This is a genomic window from Mesorhizobium sp. M0088, assembly GCF_040322895.1.
Classification (GTDB): domain Bacteria; phylum Pseudomonadota; class Alphaproteobacteria; order Rhizobiales; family Rhizobiaceae; genus Mesorhizobium.
Window position 1 is genome coordinate 243,668 of sequence record NZ_JAMYUI010000005.1, and the last position, 14,775, is coordinate 258,442.

Consider the following 14,775-nt stretch of genomic DNA (forward strand, 5'->3'; position numbering starts at 1 on the left):
AGGACGGTAGCCGGCGCATGACCGATCTCTCGCTTTCCGATCAGGCAATTGCCGGGAAGACTGCGCCCCCAAGCGAGGCGCGCGCGATGCGATTGCCGACGCAGTGGCTCGGCGTTGCGCCGTTCTTCATCTTCGCCATCATGTTCCTGATCCTGCCTACGCTCTATCTGATGCTGGGCGCATTTCAGAACAATGATGGCGAGTTCACCCTCGAAAACATTGCCGCGCTGGCGCAGCCGTCTATCGTTGCCGCCTATTGGATCTCGATCAAGGTCAGCCTTGCCTCCGCGCTGATTGGCGCGTTCGCCGGTCTGGCAATTGCGATTGCCATCGTGCGCGGCGGCCTGCCGGACTGGATACGTTCCGCGACGCTGACCTTTTCCGGCGTGGCCTCCAATTTCGCCGGCGTGCCGCTGGCCTTTGCCTTCCTTGCCACGCTCGGCCGGCTTGGGCTTGCCACCGTGCTGCTTAACACGGTGTTCGGGTTGAACATCTATGCGCACGGCTTCAACATCCTGTCCTTCTGGGGCCTGACGCTGACCTATATCTATTTCCAGATTCCGCTGATGGTGGTCATCATCACGCCGGCGATCGATGGGCTGAAGAAGGAATGGGGCGAAGCGGCGGCGACGCTCGGCGCCACCCAGGCGCAGTACTGGCGCATGGTGGTCATTCCGGTGATCTGGCCGAGCTTCCTCGGCACGGTAATCCTTTTGTTCGCCAATGCCTTCGGCGCCATCGCCACCGCCTATGCGCTGACCGGCTCGTCGCTCAACATCGTGCCGATCCTGCTCTATGCGCAGATACGCGGCGATGTGCTGCACAACCCGCATCTGGGCTATGCGATTGCCTTCGGCATGATCGTCATCACCGGGCTTGCCAATGTCTTCTACATTTGGTTCCGGACCCGTTCCGAGAGGTGGCTCAAGTGAAGTCTGGACGTTTCTGGGCCTGGGTCGTCTTCATCCTCGGCGCGGCCTACTTCTTCATTCCGCTGATCGCGACGGTGGAATTTTCCATGCGCATGCGGCGCGGCGTCTATTCCTTCGACGCCTATCAGATCGTGCTGGGCGATCCGCGCTTTCAGGCGACCTTTGGCTATTCGGTGCTTGCAGCCCTCTTCACCATCATTCTCGGCGTGCTGATCGTGGTGCCCGCCGCTTATTGGATTCGGCTTCGGCTGCCGCAATTGCGGCCGATCGTCGAATTCATTACCCTGCTGCCGCTGGTCATTCCGGCCATCGTCATCGTCTTCGGCTACATCAGAATGTACGGGTCGAATTCGCCGCTGCCGTTCCTGGCGACCGATACAGGCACCAATGCCTTGCTGGTCATCGGCTATGCAACACTGGCGCTGCCGTACATGTATCGCGCCGTCGACACCGGGCTTCGCACCATCGACGTGCGCACACTGACGGAGGCGGCACAGATCCTTGGTGCTGGTTGGGGGACGATCATCACCCGTGTCATCCTGCCCAACGTGCTGATCGCGGTGCTCTCGGGCGCCTTCCTCACCTTCGCCATCGTCATCGGCGAATTCACCATGGCCAGCCTGCTCAACCGGCCGGCCTTCGGCCCCTATCTGCAGAATATCGGCGCCAACCGCGCCTATGAGCCGGCGGCACTTGCCATCATCGCCTTCGCCATCACCTGGGGCTGCATGTCGCTGATACAGATCCTGTCCCGCTTCGCGCCGAGATCGGCGAACCGTCCGAACTGAAAGTCAAAGCCATGGCCGACCCATTCCTCTCCATCCAGCACGTTCGAAAATCCTTCGGCGCCACCACGGTGGTCGAGGACTTCAATCTCGACGTAGAGCGCGGCGAATTTGTCTCTTTCCTCGGGCCATCCGGCTGCGGCAAGACCACCGTGCTGCGCATGGTGGCGGGCTTCGAGGAGCCGAGCGCGGGCACGATCGTCGTCAGCGGCAAGGACATTACGAGGCTGAAGCCCAACCAGCGCAATGTCGGCATGGTGTTCCAGGCCTATGCGCTGTTTCCGAACCTGACCGTGGCGCAGAATATCGGCTTTGGCCTGAAGGTCGCCGGCATGCCCAGGGCGGACATCGATGCTCGTGTCGCCGAGATGCTCGGCATCATCAAGCTGCCGCAGATGGCGGATCGCTATCCCTACCAGCTCTCGGGCGGCCAGCAGCAACGCATCGCGCTGGCCCGCGCCATCGCGCCGAAGCCGAAGCTCTTGCTGCTCGACGAGCCGCTGTCGGCGCTCGACGCCAAGGTGCGCGTGTCGCTGCGCGAGGAAATCCGCTCGATCCAGAAGAAGCTCGGCATCACCACCATCTTCGTCACGCATGACCAGGAAGAGGCGCTGTCGATCTCCGACCGCATCGCCGTCATGTATGGCGGCAAGGCCGAGCAGGTCGGCACGCCGTTCGAGATCTACAACCGCCCGGCGACCAAGTTCGTCGCCAATTTCGTCGGCACGCTGAACGTGCTCGAAGGCACCGTCACCGATGCCGCCGCAGGCACGGTGCGGGTCAATTCCGAACAGGTTTCGCTCAAGGGCAAGCTCAACGGCTCCAAGTCCGGCGACACGCTGTCGCTGGCGCTGCGTCCGGAAGCGATTTCGCTGGGCCGTCAGCCCGGCCGTGACTCCAGCCTTTCGGGAGAAATCTCCGAAGTGCATTTTCTCGGCTCGGTCATCCGGGTTCGCGTCGGCATCGGCGGCAACACGGTCTCGCTCGACACCTTCAACAGCCCGGCAACCCCGCCACCCGCAGTCGGTGAAAAGGCCGAGATCTCGTTCTCGTCGAGCGACATGCTGGTGCTGCACTAAAAACGGCAACACCGGCTTGGATGGCCAAGCGAAGCGAAGCCAGTGTTCTATTCGGTGGGGCAACGCCCCCAAAGGATAGGTTGCGCGAAGCTGAAATCGATCTCCAGCAGGGTATTGGGTGTCATCATCAGCAATGCACTCGTCCCGTTGGCGTTCTTCAGAATTTCCTTACCGTTTCCACTGCCGAGCACCTCCATTTGCTGTTCGATGTTCCATCGGTAGTTGTAGGATATCCCCGTTTTGAAAATGTACTCTCTGTGGATCGCGTGCTTCGAACGGGTAACCGGACCAATAATGTCGAAGGAATAGTCCGTCAATTTCTTAAAGGACTCTCCAAATTTATCACAGTATTTCTTCATGTTGTCTTCGTTGGTCAGGTCGGAATAACCAAGGTCGATCCACTTCCCTTCGATGAGAGACATCATTGTCTCGTTAGTCTTCTGCGCCCAAAGCCCCCATGCCCGGATCCGGTCGCGTCGTTCCCAGAAGTTTGATCTTAGCCGCCGCCAATTCATCATATAACGCGGAAGCGCCAGCCGCCGGCGAGAGCAGTATCAATGTGAACAGCGTTGCGGACAATCTCAGCATGGGAGGTCCTCGATCAGCCAATTGTTGCGACATGACTTTGGCGATCAGTAATAAACGACCGTTGGTTTTCATAGGTCAAGGCTGATTGTTATGCTGGCCTGGCCTCAAGCTGGCGCGATGAAGGGCTTCGAAATCGCCTGGAATACCGGCAGGGCTTCCATCCGTGTGGAGTGGGCTTCCAGAGCCGGAAAGCCCGTCAGCGAAACCAGCCCGGATGGGCCTCGTCGATGAAGCGGAGCGCCGCGGCAACCGCGATGTCGGCGTGACCGATGCGGCCGTCGAACCAGTATGGTGTCGGCCCCTCCTGACGATCGGCCTCCAGCACAGCCAGAACAGCTTCGATCTGTGTACGGCAGCGCCCGATCCAGAGGTTCGAGACTTTCTCGTGCAGTCGCAATTCGTAGAACAGGCTGATCGCCTTGTCGCCCAGCCCGGTCGCAAGGGCCGAGACCTTCAGCGCCTGATGGCGCGCCGGTTCGGTCGCCGGAAACACCCGTCGGTCGGCCGGAACCAGGCTGTCGAGGTAGTCGAGCATCAAATGGCTCTCGATCAGCACCTCGCCATTGTGTCGAGCCCCAGTATCGGCACATTGTAGGGCCGAATCTTGTCGGCATCGCCGAAGGCCGACCAGGAACGATGTTCGTAGGCAATGCCATACAAGGTCAGCGCGATTCCGACGCGGCGGACGAAAGGCGAGTCATACTGGCCGATGAGGATCATGCCATTCTTGTACGGCAAGAGGCTGTTTAAGGCGTACTGCCAGAGGGCTTGAGTTTGATGGCCAATCGACCCCATCCTGCAGGTATATCTGCGCCGGCAATCCCGTCTCACTGAAGTAACAGCCCATGGCTCTTTTCGAACTCACCCTTGTCCTGCTTTTGATCGCTGTCGCGCTGACCGCGCTGTCGCGGCGGCTTGAGACTCCTTATCCGTCCCTGCTGGCTTTGGCCGGGGTGGGCATCGCCTTCGTGCCTGGCGTGCCGACCGTCGAGATCGACCCGGAACTGGCGCTTGCCCTGTTCATCGCGCCGGTTCTGCTCGATGCCGCCTATGATACCTCGCTGCGCGATCTCAACCGCTACAGGGTGCCGCTTGTGCTGCTGGCGCTTGGCGCCGTCCTTTTCACGACAGTGACGGTCGCACTTGCCGGCTGGGCGATGGCAGGCCTGCCGATCGCCGCGGCCATAGCGCTTGGCGCCATCGTGGCGCCGCCCGATGCGGTTGCGGCATCGGCCGTGCTTGGCCAGTTCAAGGTGCCGCACCGCATCACTGCCATTCTGCAAGGCGAGAGCCTGCTCAACGACGCCACCGCCTTGCTGATCTACCGCATGGCGATTTCGGCGGCAGCAGGTTCCATTCTGCTGAGCAGCGCCGTTCCGATGATCCTGCTGTCCACGCTCGGCAGCCTTGCCGCCGGCTACCTGCTTGGCCGGGTGTCTCTGATGACGCTGGGCCGGATCGAGGACCCGGCGAGCGGCACTGTGGTGCAATTTGCCGGCACATTCGGGGTCTGGATCCTGGCCGACAGGATCGGACTATCGGCCATCATCACCATAGTCGTCTATGCCATGACGATCGCCCGCACCGCGCCGCGCCGCATGCCGGCCAGAAACCGCATCAGCTCCTATTCGGTCTGGGAGACGGCGGTCTTCGTGCTCAATGTTCTGGCTTTCGTGCTGATGGGCCTGCAGGCGCGTACGATCGTCGGCAGGCTTGCCGGGCAGGGGCAGACCGATGCGTTCGTCCTGGCCGGGACAGTGCTTGCCATCGTCATCGTCTCACGCCTCATCTGGGTGCTGGGGTGCGGCGCGATCATCAGGTGGTTTGGCCGTTTCGGCGTGGCTGATCGTCAGCGTGACGCTCCGTCGTTTCGTGGCGGCGTGCTGATCGGCTGGTGCGGGATGCGCGGTTTGGTGACGCTTGCGGCGGCATTCGCCCTGCCGGCTGAATTCCCGGCCCGCGACCCGATCGTGCTCGCTGCTTTCACGGTCGTGCTCGGCACACTGGTGCTGCAAGGCATGAGCCTGAAGCCGCTGCTGCGCCTGCTGAACCTCGACCCTGACGAAACCGTCGACCGCGAGGTTGCGCAGGCGCGCGTCGTGGTCATGCAGGCCGCGCTCGACATATTGAGCGGCAAGACATCGGACGCGGCGGCCGCGGTGCGCGAGCAATATGCCGCTCAACGCAAGATTGCCAAGAATCCCGATGATGCCCAGGCGGCGACCGAATATGACCGCTTGCGTCTTTATGCGATCAAGAGCCAGCGCGACGCGCTGGAGGAATTGCGCCGCAACGGGACGATTGGCGACGAAGCCTATCATCGCCTTGAGGAAGAGATCGACTGGACCGAACTGGCGGCGTCGCCACCCGGCCGTTTCCAGCCGCTGAATACATAAGGCATCGCACGCCGTTTTCCGGCGCACGGAAGATATCGAAGTGCTTCGGGATCGGTGCATGATCCCGGTGAAGGGCAAGGCTGGTCCAAGCCACGTCCATTCTCCTGCACATTGCCACCGTGGCATCGAACCGTTACTGCCAACACGAAATTGAGCCGGATAAGCAATGAAGCTGGTCAGCTACAACATCCAGTACGGGTTCGGCGGCGACGGCCGCTACGATCTTTCGCGCGCCGCGCGCATCGTTGCCGGCGCCGACATCATTGCGCTGCAAGAGGTCGAGCGGCACTGGCAGCGCAGCAATTTCGACGACCAGCCGGAACTGCTTTCGCGTCTGCTGCCCGAACATCACTGGGTCTACGGCCCGGCCTTCGACATGGATGCCAGCGAAAGGCGCGACGGCCGTCTGGTCAATCGGCGCCGCCAGTTTGGCACCATGCTGCTGTCGAAACTTCCGATCGTCTGGTCGCGGCTGCATGCGCTGCCGATGCGCCGCACGCAGCGGCCGCTCAACACCCGCAACGCCGCGCTTGAATGCATGATCCGCACCCCGGCAGGGCCGGTGCGGGTGTTGTCGCTGCATCTCGCCCACATCGCGGCCGAGGAGCGGCTGGAGCAGATCGACTACCTCATGGCCGAGCATCGCCGGGCACCGTCCGATGGCGGACCGTGGAGCGGCGTCGACGACGAGCCCACGCGCAATTGGACCAGCGGCGAAGCGGAGCCGGAAAACCCGCTGGCGGCGATCTGGATGGGTGATTTCAACATGGAGCCGGACAGCGCCGAGTATCGCCGCATCGTCGGCAGCACGCCCTACCATCGAGGTGCCGCCTATCTCAGCGGTTTCGTCGATGCCGCCGCCGTTGCCGGGGAGCCGGTTCCGGATTTCCACACCCATGTGAAGACCATCGACGGCAGACTGGCAAAACGCCGGCTCGACCATTGCTTCGTCGGCGGTATGTTGGCCGGGCGCGTGCGCTCGATCAGTGCCGACATCGGCGAGGTTGCGTCGGATCATTTCCCTCTGCGGGCCGACATCGACCTGGAAACGCCCGGCATCGCCACATGACGCTTTTCGTCTTCTTCGCAGTGCTTGCCGCCGCTGCCATGCACGCGATCTGGAATGCGCTGGTCAAGGTTCATCTCGACCGCTTCCTGTCGATCACGCTGATGACATTAGGCATGGGCGCGGCGGCACTCGTGGTGCTGCCCTTCGTCGAAGTGCCGAAGGCGGAGGTGTGGCCCTACATCATCGCCTCCGTCGTTTTCCACATGGGCTACCGGACCTTCCTGATCGGCGCCTACAAGGCCGGCGATTTCGCCCAGACCTATCCGCTGGCGCGCGGCACCGCACCTCTGCTCTCAGCCTTCGGCGGCATGTTCGTCGTTGCCGAGATTCCCGGCCCGTTCGCCATGCTCGGTATCTTCCTGTTGTCGGCCGGCACGCTGGTGATGTCGTTTCGTGGCGGCGCGCATCTGGAAAAACTCAACCTGCGCGCGGTCGGTTTTGCGCTCGGCACTTCCATCTTCATTGCCAGCTACACGCTGTCGGACGGCAGCGGCGCGCGGCTGGCGGCAACCGCGCAGAGCTATGCCGCCTGGCTGTTCATCTGCGATGCTTTTGGCGCGTTGGTGCTGTGCCTCATCTTCCGCGGGCCGAAGGCGCTGCCGGTGCTGGCGCGCGACTGGAAGGCAGGGCTGTTCACCGGCGTGCTCAGCGGCGCCGCCTACTGGATCGTCATGTGGGCGATGACCAAAGCACCGATCGCTTCGGTGGCTTCGCTGCGCGAAACCTCGATCCTGTTCGCCATGATGATCTCCGTTTTTGCGCTCGGTGAAAAGATGACGGGCTGGCGCGGTGCCGCCGCACTCAGCATCGTTGCGGGTGTCGTCGCGCTCAGGCTCAGTTGAGCCTTCAGCCCAGAACCGTCATCACCTGGCCGCGCTTCTCCGGGCTGAAACGGATGACGACGATGATGCAGACGGCGACCACGCCTGCGAACAGCGCCAGCGCATAGCCATAGCTGCCTCCGGCGCTTTCAGCGATTCCTGCTTGATAGGGGCCGCCATAGGACGCGGCGAGATTGCCCGCCTGATAGATAAAGCCGGGCAAGGTCGCCCGCACCGCGCCGGGCGAAAGCTCGTTGAGGTGCACGGGGATGACGCCCCAGGCACCCTGGACCGCGACCTGCATGACGAAGGCGCCGATGGCGAGCATGAACGGCGTGGTCGAGTAGGCCCATAGCGGGATGGATGGCAAGGCGATCAGGCATGCCAGCGTGATGGCGTTGACGCGGCCGATCTTCTCCGACAGCGCGCCGAAAGCCAGGCCGCCGACGATGGCGCCGATATTGGCGACGATGGTGATCCAGCTCACCGTATGCGGATCGAAGCCGTGCTGCTTCTTCAGGAAGGTAGGGTAGAGGTCCTGCGTGCCATGACTGAAGAAATTGAAGAACATCATCAGGACGACGGCATAGAGCGCGACGCCCCAGTGCTTCTGCAGCGTTTCCCACATGCCCGGTCTCGCGGTCTTCTGCGCTTCGACGAAGGCCGGCGATTCCGGCACATGCGAGCGGATGAAGAGCACGATCAGCGCCGGCACGAAGCTGAGCAGGAACATGGCACGCCAGCCGATCGTGTAGCCGCCGATCGTCTGCTGATAGAGCAGGCCATAGACCACCGCCGCCAGCAGATAGCCGGCCGGATAGCCGCATTGCAGGATGCCGGAAACCATGCCGCGTGCGCTCGGCGGAATGGATTCCATGGCCAGCGAACTGCCCAGCCCCCATTCGCCGCCCATGGCGATGCCGAACAAAGCACGCAGGGCGAGGAATATGCCGAGATTGGGTGAGAAGGCCGCCAGCGCGCCGATCACCGAATAGCTGACGATGTTGAGCATGAGGATGGGCTTGCGCCCATTTTGTCGGCAAGCATGCCGAAGAAGAACGCGCCGATGAAGCGTGTCGCCAAGGTCAGGAACAGCGCCTTGGAGACTGCGGGCACGTCGGCGTGGAATTCGGTCGCGATATCGGTGAGCAGGAATGTCAGAAGGAAGAAATCGAAAGCATCGAGCGTCCAGCCCAGGAATGAGGCGAGGACGGTCTTCTTCTGCTGCGAATTAAGGGGCAAATCTTCCTCCATCATCATCGATGGGGGAATTATCGGCCAGTTCAGGGAAGACCGGTGGTCACGTTTTCGCGCGGCTCATTTGATCGAACGCCCGCTGGAATGGCGGAAGGTGCGATGAGAGCGAGCGGTGCCATCTGTCGATGAACTCGATCGTGGCTTGAGGGTGAGGTCTAGATTTCGAGATCAAACACCAGCAGTCCGTCCGTGCCGCCTTCCAGGGCAGCAACCAGGCGCGTGCCGGCGCGCTGGTGCGCTTCATGCACAAGATAGGCATCGCGCGCGGCAGCATCGCGGAAATCGATGGTGAAGCCGTGGGTGAAGCCGCGTGCGAACGGCTCCGGGCTGACATTGGCGCTGAATTTTACGGCGTCCATGCCGTCGATCACCTGTCGAAGCGCCTCGAGATCGGAATGGATCGCCATGCGCTCGGCGGCGGCAACATCGTTGCGAAACTTGGCGAAAACACAGTGCCTGATCATGTCTTACCTCTCAGTGGCTAAGCAGCCCGGTTTCCGGAAAACACCGCTGGCGGCAGCGGCTCGCGGCCAAGGACCAGGTCGGCGCCCTTTTCACCGACCATGATGGTCGGTGCATTGGTGTTGGATGAAGGCACGCGCGGCATCACCGAGGCGTCGCAGACGCGCAGGCCCTCGATGCCGCGCAGCCGCAGATCCGGCGTCACGACAGCCATCTCGTCATGGCCCATGCGGCAGGTGCCGACCGGATGGTGGTCGGTCTTGGAACTGCGGCAGGCATAGTCGAACAGCTCGTCGTCGCTGGCGAGTGACGGGCCGGGCAGCACCTCGCGCAGCACGTAAGGGGCAAGCGCCTTCTGCCGCATGATCTCGCGGGCCAGCCGCAGCCCCTTGATCGACATGGCGCGGTCATAGGGATCGGACCAGTAGTTCGGATCAATCAGCGGGTGGTCGGCCGGGTCGGCGCTCTTCAGCCGCACCGTGCCGCGCGAGCGCGGCCGCAGGAAAGCCGAGTTCAGGGTGACGCCGGGGTTTTTCAGCTTCTCGACGCCGGCTTCGATGCCGGAGCCCAAGCCGAGATGAAACTGGATGTCGGGCGAGGCGGCTGTCGGGTCGGCGTACCAGAAGCCGCCGGTCTCGAACAGGCTGGAGGCCACCGGCCCCTTCTTCAGCAGCAGATATTGCAGGCCGGCCCATGCCGTGCGGTGCAGCTTGGCGTAGTTGTCATAGGTGTGATCGCCGGTGCATTCGGCGATGACGAACAGATCGAGATGGTCCTGCATGTTGGAGCCGACGCCGGGCAGGTCGTGCACCGGTGTGATGCCGACCGACTTCAGATGGTCCGCGGGGCCGATGCCCGACTGCATCAGGAGTTTCGGCGAGCCGATGGCGCCGGACGAGACGATCACCTCGCGCTCGGCGTGCAGGATTTTCTTCTCGCCGCCTGGCCTGTCGACCAATTCGACGCCGATGGCGCGGCCCTTCTCGACGACGATGCGCGTCACCAGCACATCGGTTCGGACGGTCAGGTTCTTGCGGGCGCGGATCGGCTTCAAATAGGCGACTGAAGCGGACGAGCGCCGGGCATCCTTCTGGGTCAGCTGGTAGTAGCCGACGCCTTCTTGGGCAGCGCCGTTGAAGTCCGGGTTGAAGGGGATGCCCATCTCCTGGCCGGCACGGAAATAGGCTTCGCAGATCGGCAACGGCGCAATCGGGTTCGAGACGCCGAGCGGCCCCTGGTCGCCGTGAAAATCGTTGGCGTAGCGCTGGTTGTTCTCAGCGCGTTTGAAATAGGGCAACACATCGCGATAGCCCCAGCCGGCGAGGCCCTCTTCCTTCTCCCAGGCGTCGTAGTCGCGGGCGTTGCCGCGTGTATAGATCTGGGCGTTGATGGACGAGCCGCCGCCGACAACCTTGGCCTGCGTGTACCAGAAGACGCGATCCTTCATGTGCTTCTGCGGCACGGTCGACCAGCCCCAGGAGGCGATGCCTTTGGTCATCTTGGCGAAGCCTGCCGGCATGTGGATGTAGGGATGCCAGTCCTTACCGCCAGCCTCCAGCAGCAGGACCGAATTTGCCGGATTCTCGCTCAGCCGGTTGGCCAGAACGCAGCCGGCCGGACCGGCGCCCACGATGATGTAGTCGGTCATGACACTGTCCACTTACAGCCGCGGCACGGAGAGCGCACCGTCGACATTGATGATCGAGCCGGTCGAAAAGCCGAGTTTTCCGCCAGCGAGTGTTGCCACCACCGCGCCGATGTCCGATGCTTCGCCCCAGCGCTTTGCCGGCACCAGACCGCCGTCGATGAGGGCGTCATATTTGGCGGTCACGCCTGATGTCATATCGGTGCGGATGATGCCTGGCCGGACCTCGAACACGCCGATATTTTCGGGCGCAAGCCTAAGCGCCAGGTTCTTCACCCACATTGAAAGGCCGGCTTTCGAGATGCAATAGTCCGGCCGCTCCGGCGATGCCATTTCGGCGCTGACCGAGGTGATGGTGATGATCGACCTCTGGTGATCGCCTGGCGCAGCCAGCATCGCCTTGGCCACGGCTTGGCTGAGGAACACGGTGCCGCGCAGATTGATGCCGAGCGTGCGGTCGAAATTCTCCGGCTTGAGGTCCAAGAGGTCACCGCGCACCACGGCGCCGACGCCGGCATTGTTGACCAAGCAATCGATACGGTCGAAGGCGCGCATCGCGGCATCGACAAGTGCGGTGTGGCTGGCGAGATCGGCGATGTCGCACTGGATGTAGGCAAATTTCGCGCCACGCTTGGTGATGTCGGCGGCAAGTCCGTCAGCGGCTGTTTCGGCAAGGTCGGCGACCAGAATATCGTAGCCGCCATCCGCCAGCGCCTGGGCACAGGCAAGGCCAATGCCCCGCGCGCCGCCGGTGACGATGGCGGAGGGGCGGGTCATTGGAAGCTAGCCTTGCGGATGTCAGCGCCGCCCCTCATCGCCCTGCCGGAGCGTTCGTCGTTCGAAAAGCCAAGCAGTTGGCTTTTCGTCCGCTGCGCGGACCACTCCTCAACCCCCCGTATAGTGACGGGGAGAAGGACGCTCGCGCCGCCGTTCTCGCCAATCGCCAAAGGATCGCCGAGGTTGCGACCAGCTTTCTTCTCCCCGTTTACGGGGAGAAGGTGCCGGCAGGCGGATGAGGGGCGGCGCAAACCGGTCATGCCGTAAGCTCCACCTTGCGGATGTGATCGGCAACGCGCAATGCCTGGGCGGCGATCGACAGCGCCGGGTTCACGGCGGCCGAATTGGGCAAGAAGCTTCCATCGACGACGAAGAGGTTCCGGTGGTCGAAGGAGCGGCAGAAAGGGTCGAGCGGCGCGGTCGCCGGATCGTCGCCCATCTTTATCGTGCCGCACTGGTGCGACGGCGTGCGCTTGTCGAAGGGGCGTGAGAGAACGATGGGATAGCCGCAGGCGCGGAAGTTCTCGCGCATCACCTTGGTCAGCCCGTCGAGCGACCGCATGTTGGAGCGCCGCCATTGCATGACGATGTCCTTGCCGTCGACCATGATGCGGCTTTCAGGATCGGGCAGATCCTCGCACATCAGGTACCAGTCGACGGCGTGGCCGGCCATGAAATCGAGCGCGAATCCCGGCGTGTATTTGACATTGGCCCGCAGCATGTTGCCGTCGATCTTGCCGAGCAACTGGACGTTCCCCAGCGGCTTGCCGCCCTTGCCGTCGGACAGGTAATAGTCGTTCAGCATCAAGGTCTTCTGATAGACGGCATCGTTGCGGCGGCGCGGGTCGATCGCCAGCATGGCGCTTGAATTGTGGTTCATGAAATTGCGGCCGACCTGGTCGGAGCGGTTGGCTAGGCCTTTGCCATCCGATGTGGGCGAGCGCAGCAGGATGACGGCGGAGTTGACCGCGCCGGCCGAGAGGATGACCAGCTTCGGCGATACTTTCTTCAGCTCGCCATTCTGCCGGTAGTGAATGGCTGATATCGTCGTGCCGTCTGGCGAGGCTTCGAGATATTCGACGTAAGCGCCGGTCTCGAGCTTGATGTTCTGGTCGGTCAGCGCAGCCGTCAGCGGACCCGTCTGCGCGTCGACCTTGCCCTGGCCGGTGTTGGGAAAAGCATCCCAGCCGGTCTTGCCCTCTTTCAGCCAGGTGTCGATGTCGACGCCGAGCGGCAGCGAGGCTGGATGCAGGCCGAGGCCCTTCAGCTCGGCGCGGGCGCGGGCGATCGGTGCCTCGTCGGGCACCGGCTTGTAAGCGTAGGGGACCGAATGGAACGGCTCGGTCGGATCCTCGCCCAGTGCACCGCGCACGCGAAACAGCTGTTCGGCTTTCGAATACCAGGGCTCGAATTCGTCATAGGTGAACGGCCATGCCGGAGAGACTCCGCCGAAATGCTCCATGGCCGCAAAGTCCTCCTTGCGGTAGCGGATCAGCACCGCGCCGTAGAACTTCGAATTGCCGCCGACATAGTAATAATTGCCGGGGTTGAAGGCGGCGCCGCCGGCCTCACGCCACATCTCCTTCGGCCTGTAATGGCCGTCGACGAAGATCGAGCGCGTGTCGCGCGCGTGCGGCGTCGCCGGCAACGGCTCGCCGCGCTCCAGCATCAGGATCGAGGCGCCGCTGCCGGCAAGGCCGGAAGCGATCGTAGCGCCGCCGATGCCGGAGCCGATGATGACGATGTCCGGATTTGTCATGGCCTAAATCGCGTCCCGACGCGCTTTAGTTTTTTGTTTTGATGCATGTCGTTGCCCCAAAACCGGATCCACTTTTGGGCGACATACATTAGCGAATACGGGTCTCGGTCGCCGGGTCGAAGAACACCGCCTTGGTCAGGTTGAAGGCAAGCGGGGTGTTGGTGCCCGGCTGGATGTTGGCGTCGGCGCGCAGCCGCGCCACCACGCCCTTGCCGCCGAGATTGGTGACGGCGAAAGTGTCCGAGCCGGCCGGTTCGACGACCTCGATGTGACAGTCGGCGGTGGCGATGTGCGAAGCGTTGCGCTCGGCACCTTCCGGATCGGTCAGGGCTTCGGGGCGGACACCGAAGATGATCGGCTTGCCCTGGAATGCCGACAGGCCGGCCGGTGCATTGGCCATCGGCAGCGAGATCGGCTCTCGTGTTTCGCGCTGCAGCACGACGGACAGCGCGTTGCCTGACGTGCCGATCGTCGCCGGGATCAGGTTCATCGCCGGCGAGCCCATGAAGTCGGCGACGAAGAGGTTGGTCGGATTGTTGTAGATTTCAGCCGGGGTGCCGAACTGCTGCACCTCGCCATCGCGCATGACGGCGATCTTGGTGGCCAGCGTCATCGCCTCGATCTGGTCGTGGGTGACGTAGACGATGGTGGTGCCGGTGGTGGCATGCAGGCGCTTGATTTCGATGCGCATGTCGACGCGCAGCTTGGCGTCGAGGTTGGACAGCGGCTCGTCGAAAAGGAACAGTTTGGGGTCGCGCACCAGCGCCCGGCCCATGGCGACGCGCTGGCGCTGGCCGCCGGATAGTTGGCTCGGCTTGCGCTGCAGCAGGTGACCGATCTGCAGCACCTTGGCCACCTTGTCGATCGCCTTCTGGCGCTCCGCCGCCGGCACGCCGCGCATCTCCATGCCGAAGGAGATGTTTCCGGCCACCGTCATGTTGGGGTAGAGCGCGTAGCTCTGGAACACCATGGCGATGTCGCGCTTGGAGGGGTGCAGATCGTTGATGGTGCGGCCGTCGACACGGATTTCGCCCGAGGTGATCGTCTCCAGGCCGGCGATGGTGTTGAGCAAGGTCGACTTGCCGCAGCCGGACGGGCCGACCAGTACCAGGAAGCCGCCTTTCTCGAGCTCGACATCGATCCCCTTCAGGATCTCGACCTGGCCGAAGCGCTTTCTCAGACCATCAATTTCCAGAAAAGCCATC

General features: G+C 62.8%; 14 protein-coding genes and 2 pseudogenes. 6 read left to right on the forward strand and 10 right to left on the reverse strand.

The features are described 5' to 3' along the window. The first annotated feature begins 17 nt into the window (after positions 1-17). The 3 genes from NKJ67_RS08535 to NKJ67_RS08545 are packed head-to-tail and all read left to right on the forward strand — an operon-like array spanning position 18 to position 2,796. Complete coding sequence (locus NKJ67_RS08535; RefSeq protein ID WP_292336314.1) at positions 18-932, forward strand: ABC transporter permease; 915 nt, start codon at positions 18-20, stop codon at positions 930-932. Further along, positions 929-1,720, forward strand: coding sequence for an ABC transporter permease (locus NKJ67_RS08540; RefSeq protein ID WP_352581064.1), 792 nt, complete (start codon positions 929-931; stop codon positions 1,718-1,720). The genes NKJ67_RS08535 and NKJ67_RS08540 overlap by 4 nt, the downstream gene beginning before the upstream one ends. Before the next feature lie 11 nt (positions 1,721-1,731). Continuing rightward, positions 1,732-2,796: an ABC transporter ATP-binding protein gene (locus tag NKJ67_RS08545; protein WP_013529688.1), complete on the forward strand. Its 1,065-nt coding sequence runs from the start codon at positions 1,732-1,734 to the stop codon at positions 2,794-2,796. Between the two features lie 47 nt (positions 2,797-2,843). Here the strand turns inward: NKJ67_RS08545 and NKJ67_RS08550 are convergent, their stop codons facing one another. The 3 genes and pseudogenes from NKJ67_RS08550 to NKJ67_RS08560 form a co-directional block, all read right to left on the reverse strand. Beyond that, positions 2,844-3,218 (reverse strand): hypothetical protein, encoded by a 375-nt coding sequence (locus tag NKJ67_RS08550; protein ID WP_352581065.1) that lies wholly within the window; start codon positions 3,216-3,218, stop codon positions 2,844-2,846. A 10-nt stretch (positions 3,219-3,228) separates the two neighbouring features. After that, the gene (locus NKJ67_RS08555) at positions 3,229-3,456 is read right to left on the reverse strand and encodes a hypothetical protein (protein ID WP_352581066.1); all 228 of its coding nucleotides are present in this window, start codon (positions 3,454-3,456) and stop codon (positions 3,229-3,231) included. 32 nt (positions 3,457-3,488) lie between these two features. Continuing rightward, positions 3,489-4,104 (reverse strand): annotated as a pseudogene (locus NKJ67_RS08560) (glutathione S-transferase family protein). 125 nt (positions 4,105-4,229) lie between these two features. On the opposite strand from NKJ67_RS08560, the gene NKJ67_RS08565 reads away from it, so the two are divergent. The 3 genes from NKJ67_RS08565 to NKJ67_RS08575 all read left to right on the forward strand — a co-directional run bounded on the left by NKJ67_RS08565 (position 4,230) and on the right by NKJ67_RS08575 (position 7,691). After that, positions 4,230-5,780 carry a cation:proton antiporter gene (locus NKJ67_RS08565; RefSeq protein ID WP_352581067.1) on the forward strand — a complete coding sequence of 517 codons (1,551 nt, stop codon included), beginning with the start codon at positions 4,230-4,232 and terminating at the stop codon, positions 5,778-5,780. A 166-nt stretch (positions 5,781-5,946) separates the two neighbouring features. Further along, complete coding sequence (locus NKJ67_RS08570; protein ID WP_352581068.1) at positions 5,947-6,849, forward strand: endonuclease/exonuclease/phosphatase family protein; 903 nt, start codon at positions 5,947-5,949, stop codon at positions 6,847-6,849. Then, the gene (locus NKJ67_RS08575; RefSeq protein ID WP_352581069.1) at positions 6,846-7,691 is read left to right on the forward strand and encodes an EamA family transporter; all 846 of its coding nucleotides are present in this window, start codon (positions 6,846-6,848) and stop codon (positions 7,689-7,691) included. The genes NKJ67_RS08570 and NKJ67_RS08575 overlap by 4 nt, the downstream gene beginning before the upstream one ends. Before the next feature lie 4 nt (positions 7,692-7,695). On the opposite strand, the pseudogene NKJ67_RS08580 reads toward NKJ67_RS08575, so the two are convergent. From NKJ67_RS08580 to NKJ67_RS08610, 7 genes and pseudogenes are all read right to left on the reverse strand, one after another. Continuing rightward, a pseudogene (locus NKJ67_RS08580) lies at positions 7,696-8,930 on the reverse strand (MFS transporter). 152 nt (positions 8,931-9,082) lie between these two features. Next, positions 9,083-9,391: a Dabb family protein gene (locus NKJ67_RS08585; RefSeq protein WP_352581070.1), complete on the reverse strand. Its 309-nt coding sequence runs from the start codon at positions 9,389-9,391 to the stop codon at positions 9,083-9,085. A 17-nt stretch (positions 9,392-9,408) separates the two neighbouring features. Next, on the reverse strand, positions 9,409-11,037 hold the full coding sequence (locus NKJ67_RS08590; RefSeq protein ID WP_352581071.1) for a GMC family oxidoreductase: 1,629 nt from the start codon (positions 11,035-11,037) through the stop codon (positions 9,409-9,411). A 12-nt stretch (positions 11,038-11,049) separates the two neighbouring features. After that, positions 11,050-11,811 (reverse strand): 3-ketoacyl-ACP reductase, encoded by a 762-nt coding sequence (locus tag NKJ67_RS08595; RefSeq protein ID WP_352581072.1) that lies wholly within the window; start codon positions 11,809-11,811, stop codon positions 11,050-11,052. Beyond that, complete coding sequence (locus tag NKJ67_RS08600; protein ID WP_352581073.1) at positions 11,808-12,071, reverse strand: hypothetical protein; 264 nt, start codon at positions 12,069-12,071, stop codon at positions 11,808-11,810. Before NKJ67_RS08600 ends, NKJ67_RS08595 begins: the two co-directional genes overlap by 4 nt. Continuing rightward, on the reverse strand, positions 12,068-13,570 hold the full coding sequence (locus NKJ67_RS08605; protein WP_352581074.1) for a GMC oxidoreductase: 1,503 nt from the start codon (positions 13,568-13,570) through the stop codon (positions 12,068-12,070). Before NKJ67_RS08605 ends, NKJ67_RS08600 begins: the two co-directional genes overlap by 4 nt. Positions 13,571-13,658: 88 nt before the next feature. Next, positions 13,659-14,774: an ABC transporter ATP-binding protein gene (locus NKJ67_RS08610; RefSeq protein ID WP_128307657.1), complete on the reverse strand. Its 1,116-nt coding sequence runs from the start codon at positions 14,772-14,774 to the stop codon at positions 13,659-13,661. Between the last annotated feature and the right edge of the window lies 1 nt (position 14,775).

What these genes read in the sequence shown, in the direction of transcription:
- NKJ67_RS08585 (WP_352581070.1), bottom strand. Translation starts at nt 9,391, where the DNA reads ATGATCAGGCACTGTGTTTTCGCCAAGTTTCGCAACGATGTTGCCGCC.
- NKJ67_RS08595 (WP_352581072.1), bottom strand. Translation starts at nt 11,811, where the DNA reads ATGACCCGCCCCTCCGCCATCGTCACCGGCGGCGCGCGGGGCATTGGC.
- NKJ67_RS08545 (WP_013529688.1), top strand. Translation starts at nt 1,732, where the DNA reads ATGGCCGACCCATTCCTCTCCATCCAGCACGTTCGAAAATCCTTCGGC.
- NKJ67_RS08535 (WP_292336314.1), top strand. Translation starts at nt 18, where the DNA reads ATGACCGATCTCTCGCTTTCCGATCAGGCAATTGCCGGGAAGACTGCG.
- NKJ67_RS08600 (WP_352581073.1), bottom strand. Translation starts at nt 12,071, where the DNA reads ATGACCGGTTTGCGCCGCCCCTCATCCGCCTGCCGGCACCTTCTCCCC.
- NKJ67_RS08550 (WP_352581065.1), bottom strand. Translation starts at nt 3,218, where the DNA reads ATGTCTCTCATCGAAGGGAAGTGGATCGACCTTGGTTATTCCGACCTG.
- NKJ67_RS08610 (WP_128307657.1), bottom strand. Translation starts at nt 14,774, where the DNA reads ATGGCTTTTCTGGAAATTGATGGTCTGAGAAAGCGCTTCGGCCAGGTC.
- NKJ67_RS08565 (WP_352581067.1), top strand. Translation starts at nt 4,230, where the DNA reads ATGGCTCTTTTCGAACTCACCCTTGTCCTGCTTTTGATCGCTGTCGCG.
- NKJ67_RS08555 (WP_352581066.1), bottom strand. Translation starts at nt 3,456, where the DNA reads ATGAAAACCAACGGTCGTTTATTACTGATCGCCAAAGTCATGTCGCAA.
- NKJ67_RS08590 (WP_352581071.1), bottom strand. Translation starts at nt 11,037, where the DNA reads ATGACCGACTACATCATCGTGGGCGCCGGTCCGGCCGGCTGCGTTCTG.
- NKJ67_RS08605 (WP_352581074.1), bottom strand. Translation starts at nt 13,570, where the DNA reads ATGACAAATCCGGACATCGTCATCATCGGCTCCGGCATCGGCGGCGCT.
- NKJ67_RS08570 (WP_352581068.1), top strand. Translation starts at nt 5,947, where the DNA reads ATGAAGCTGGTCAGCTACAACATCCAGTACGGGTTCGGCGGCGACGGC.
- NKJ67_RS08575 (WP_352581069.1), top strand. Translation starts at nt 6,846, where the DNA reads ATGACGCTTTTCGTCTTCTTCGCAGTGCTTGCCGCCGCTGCCATGCAC.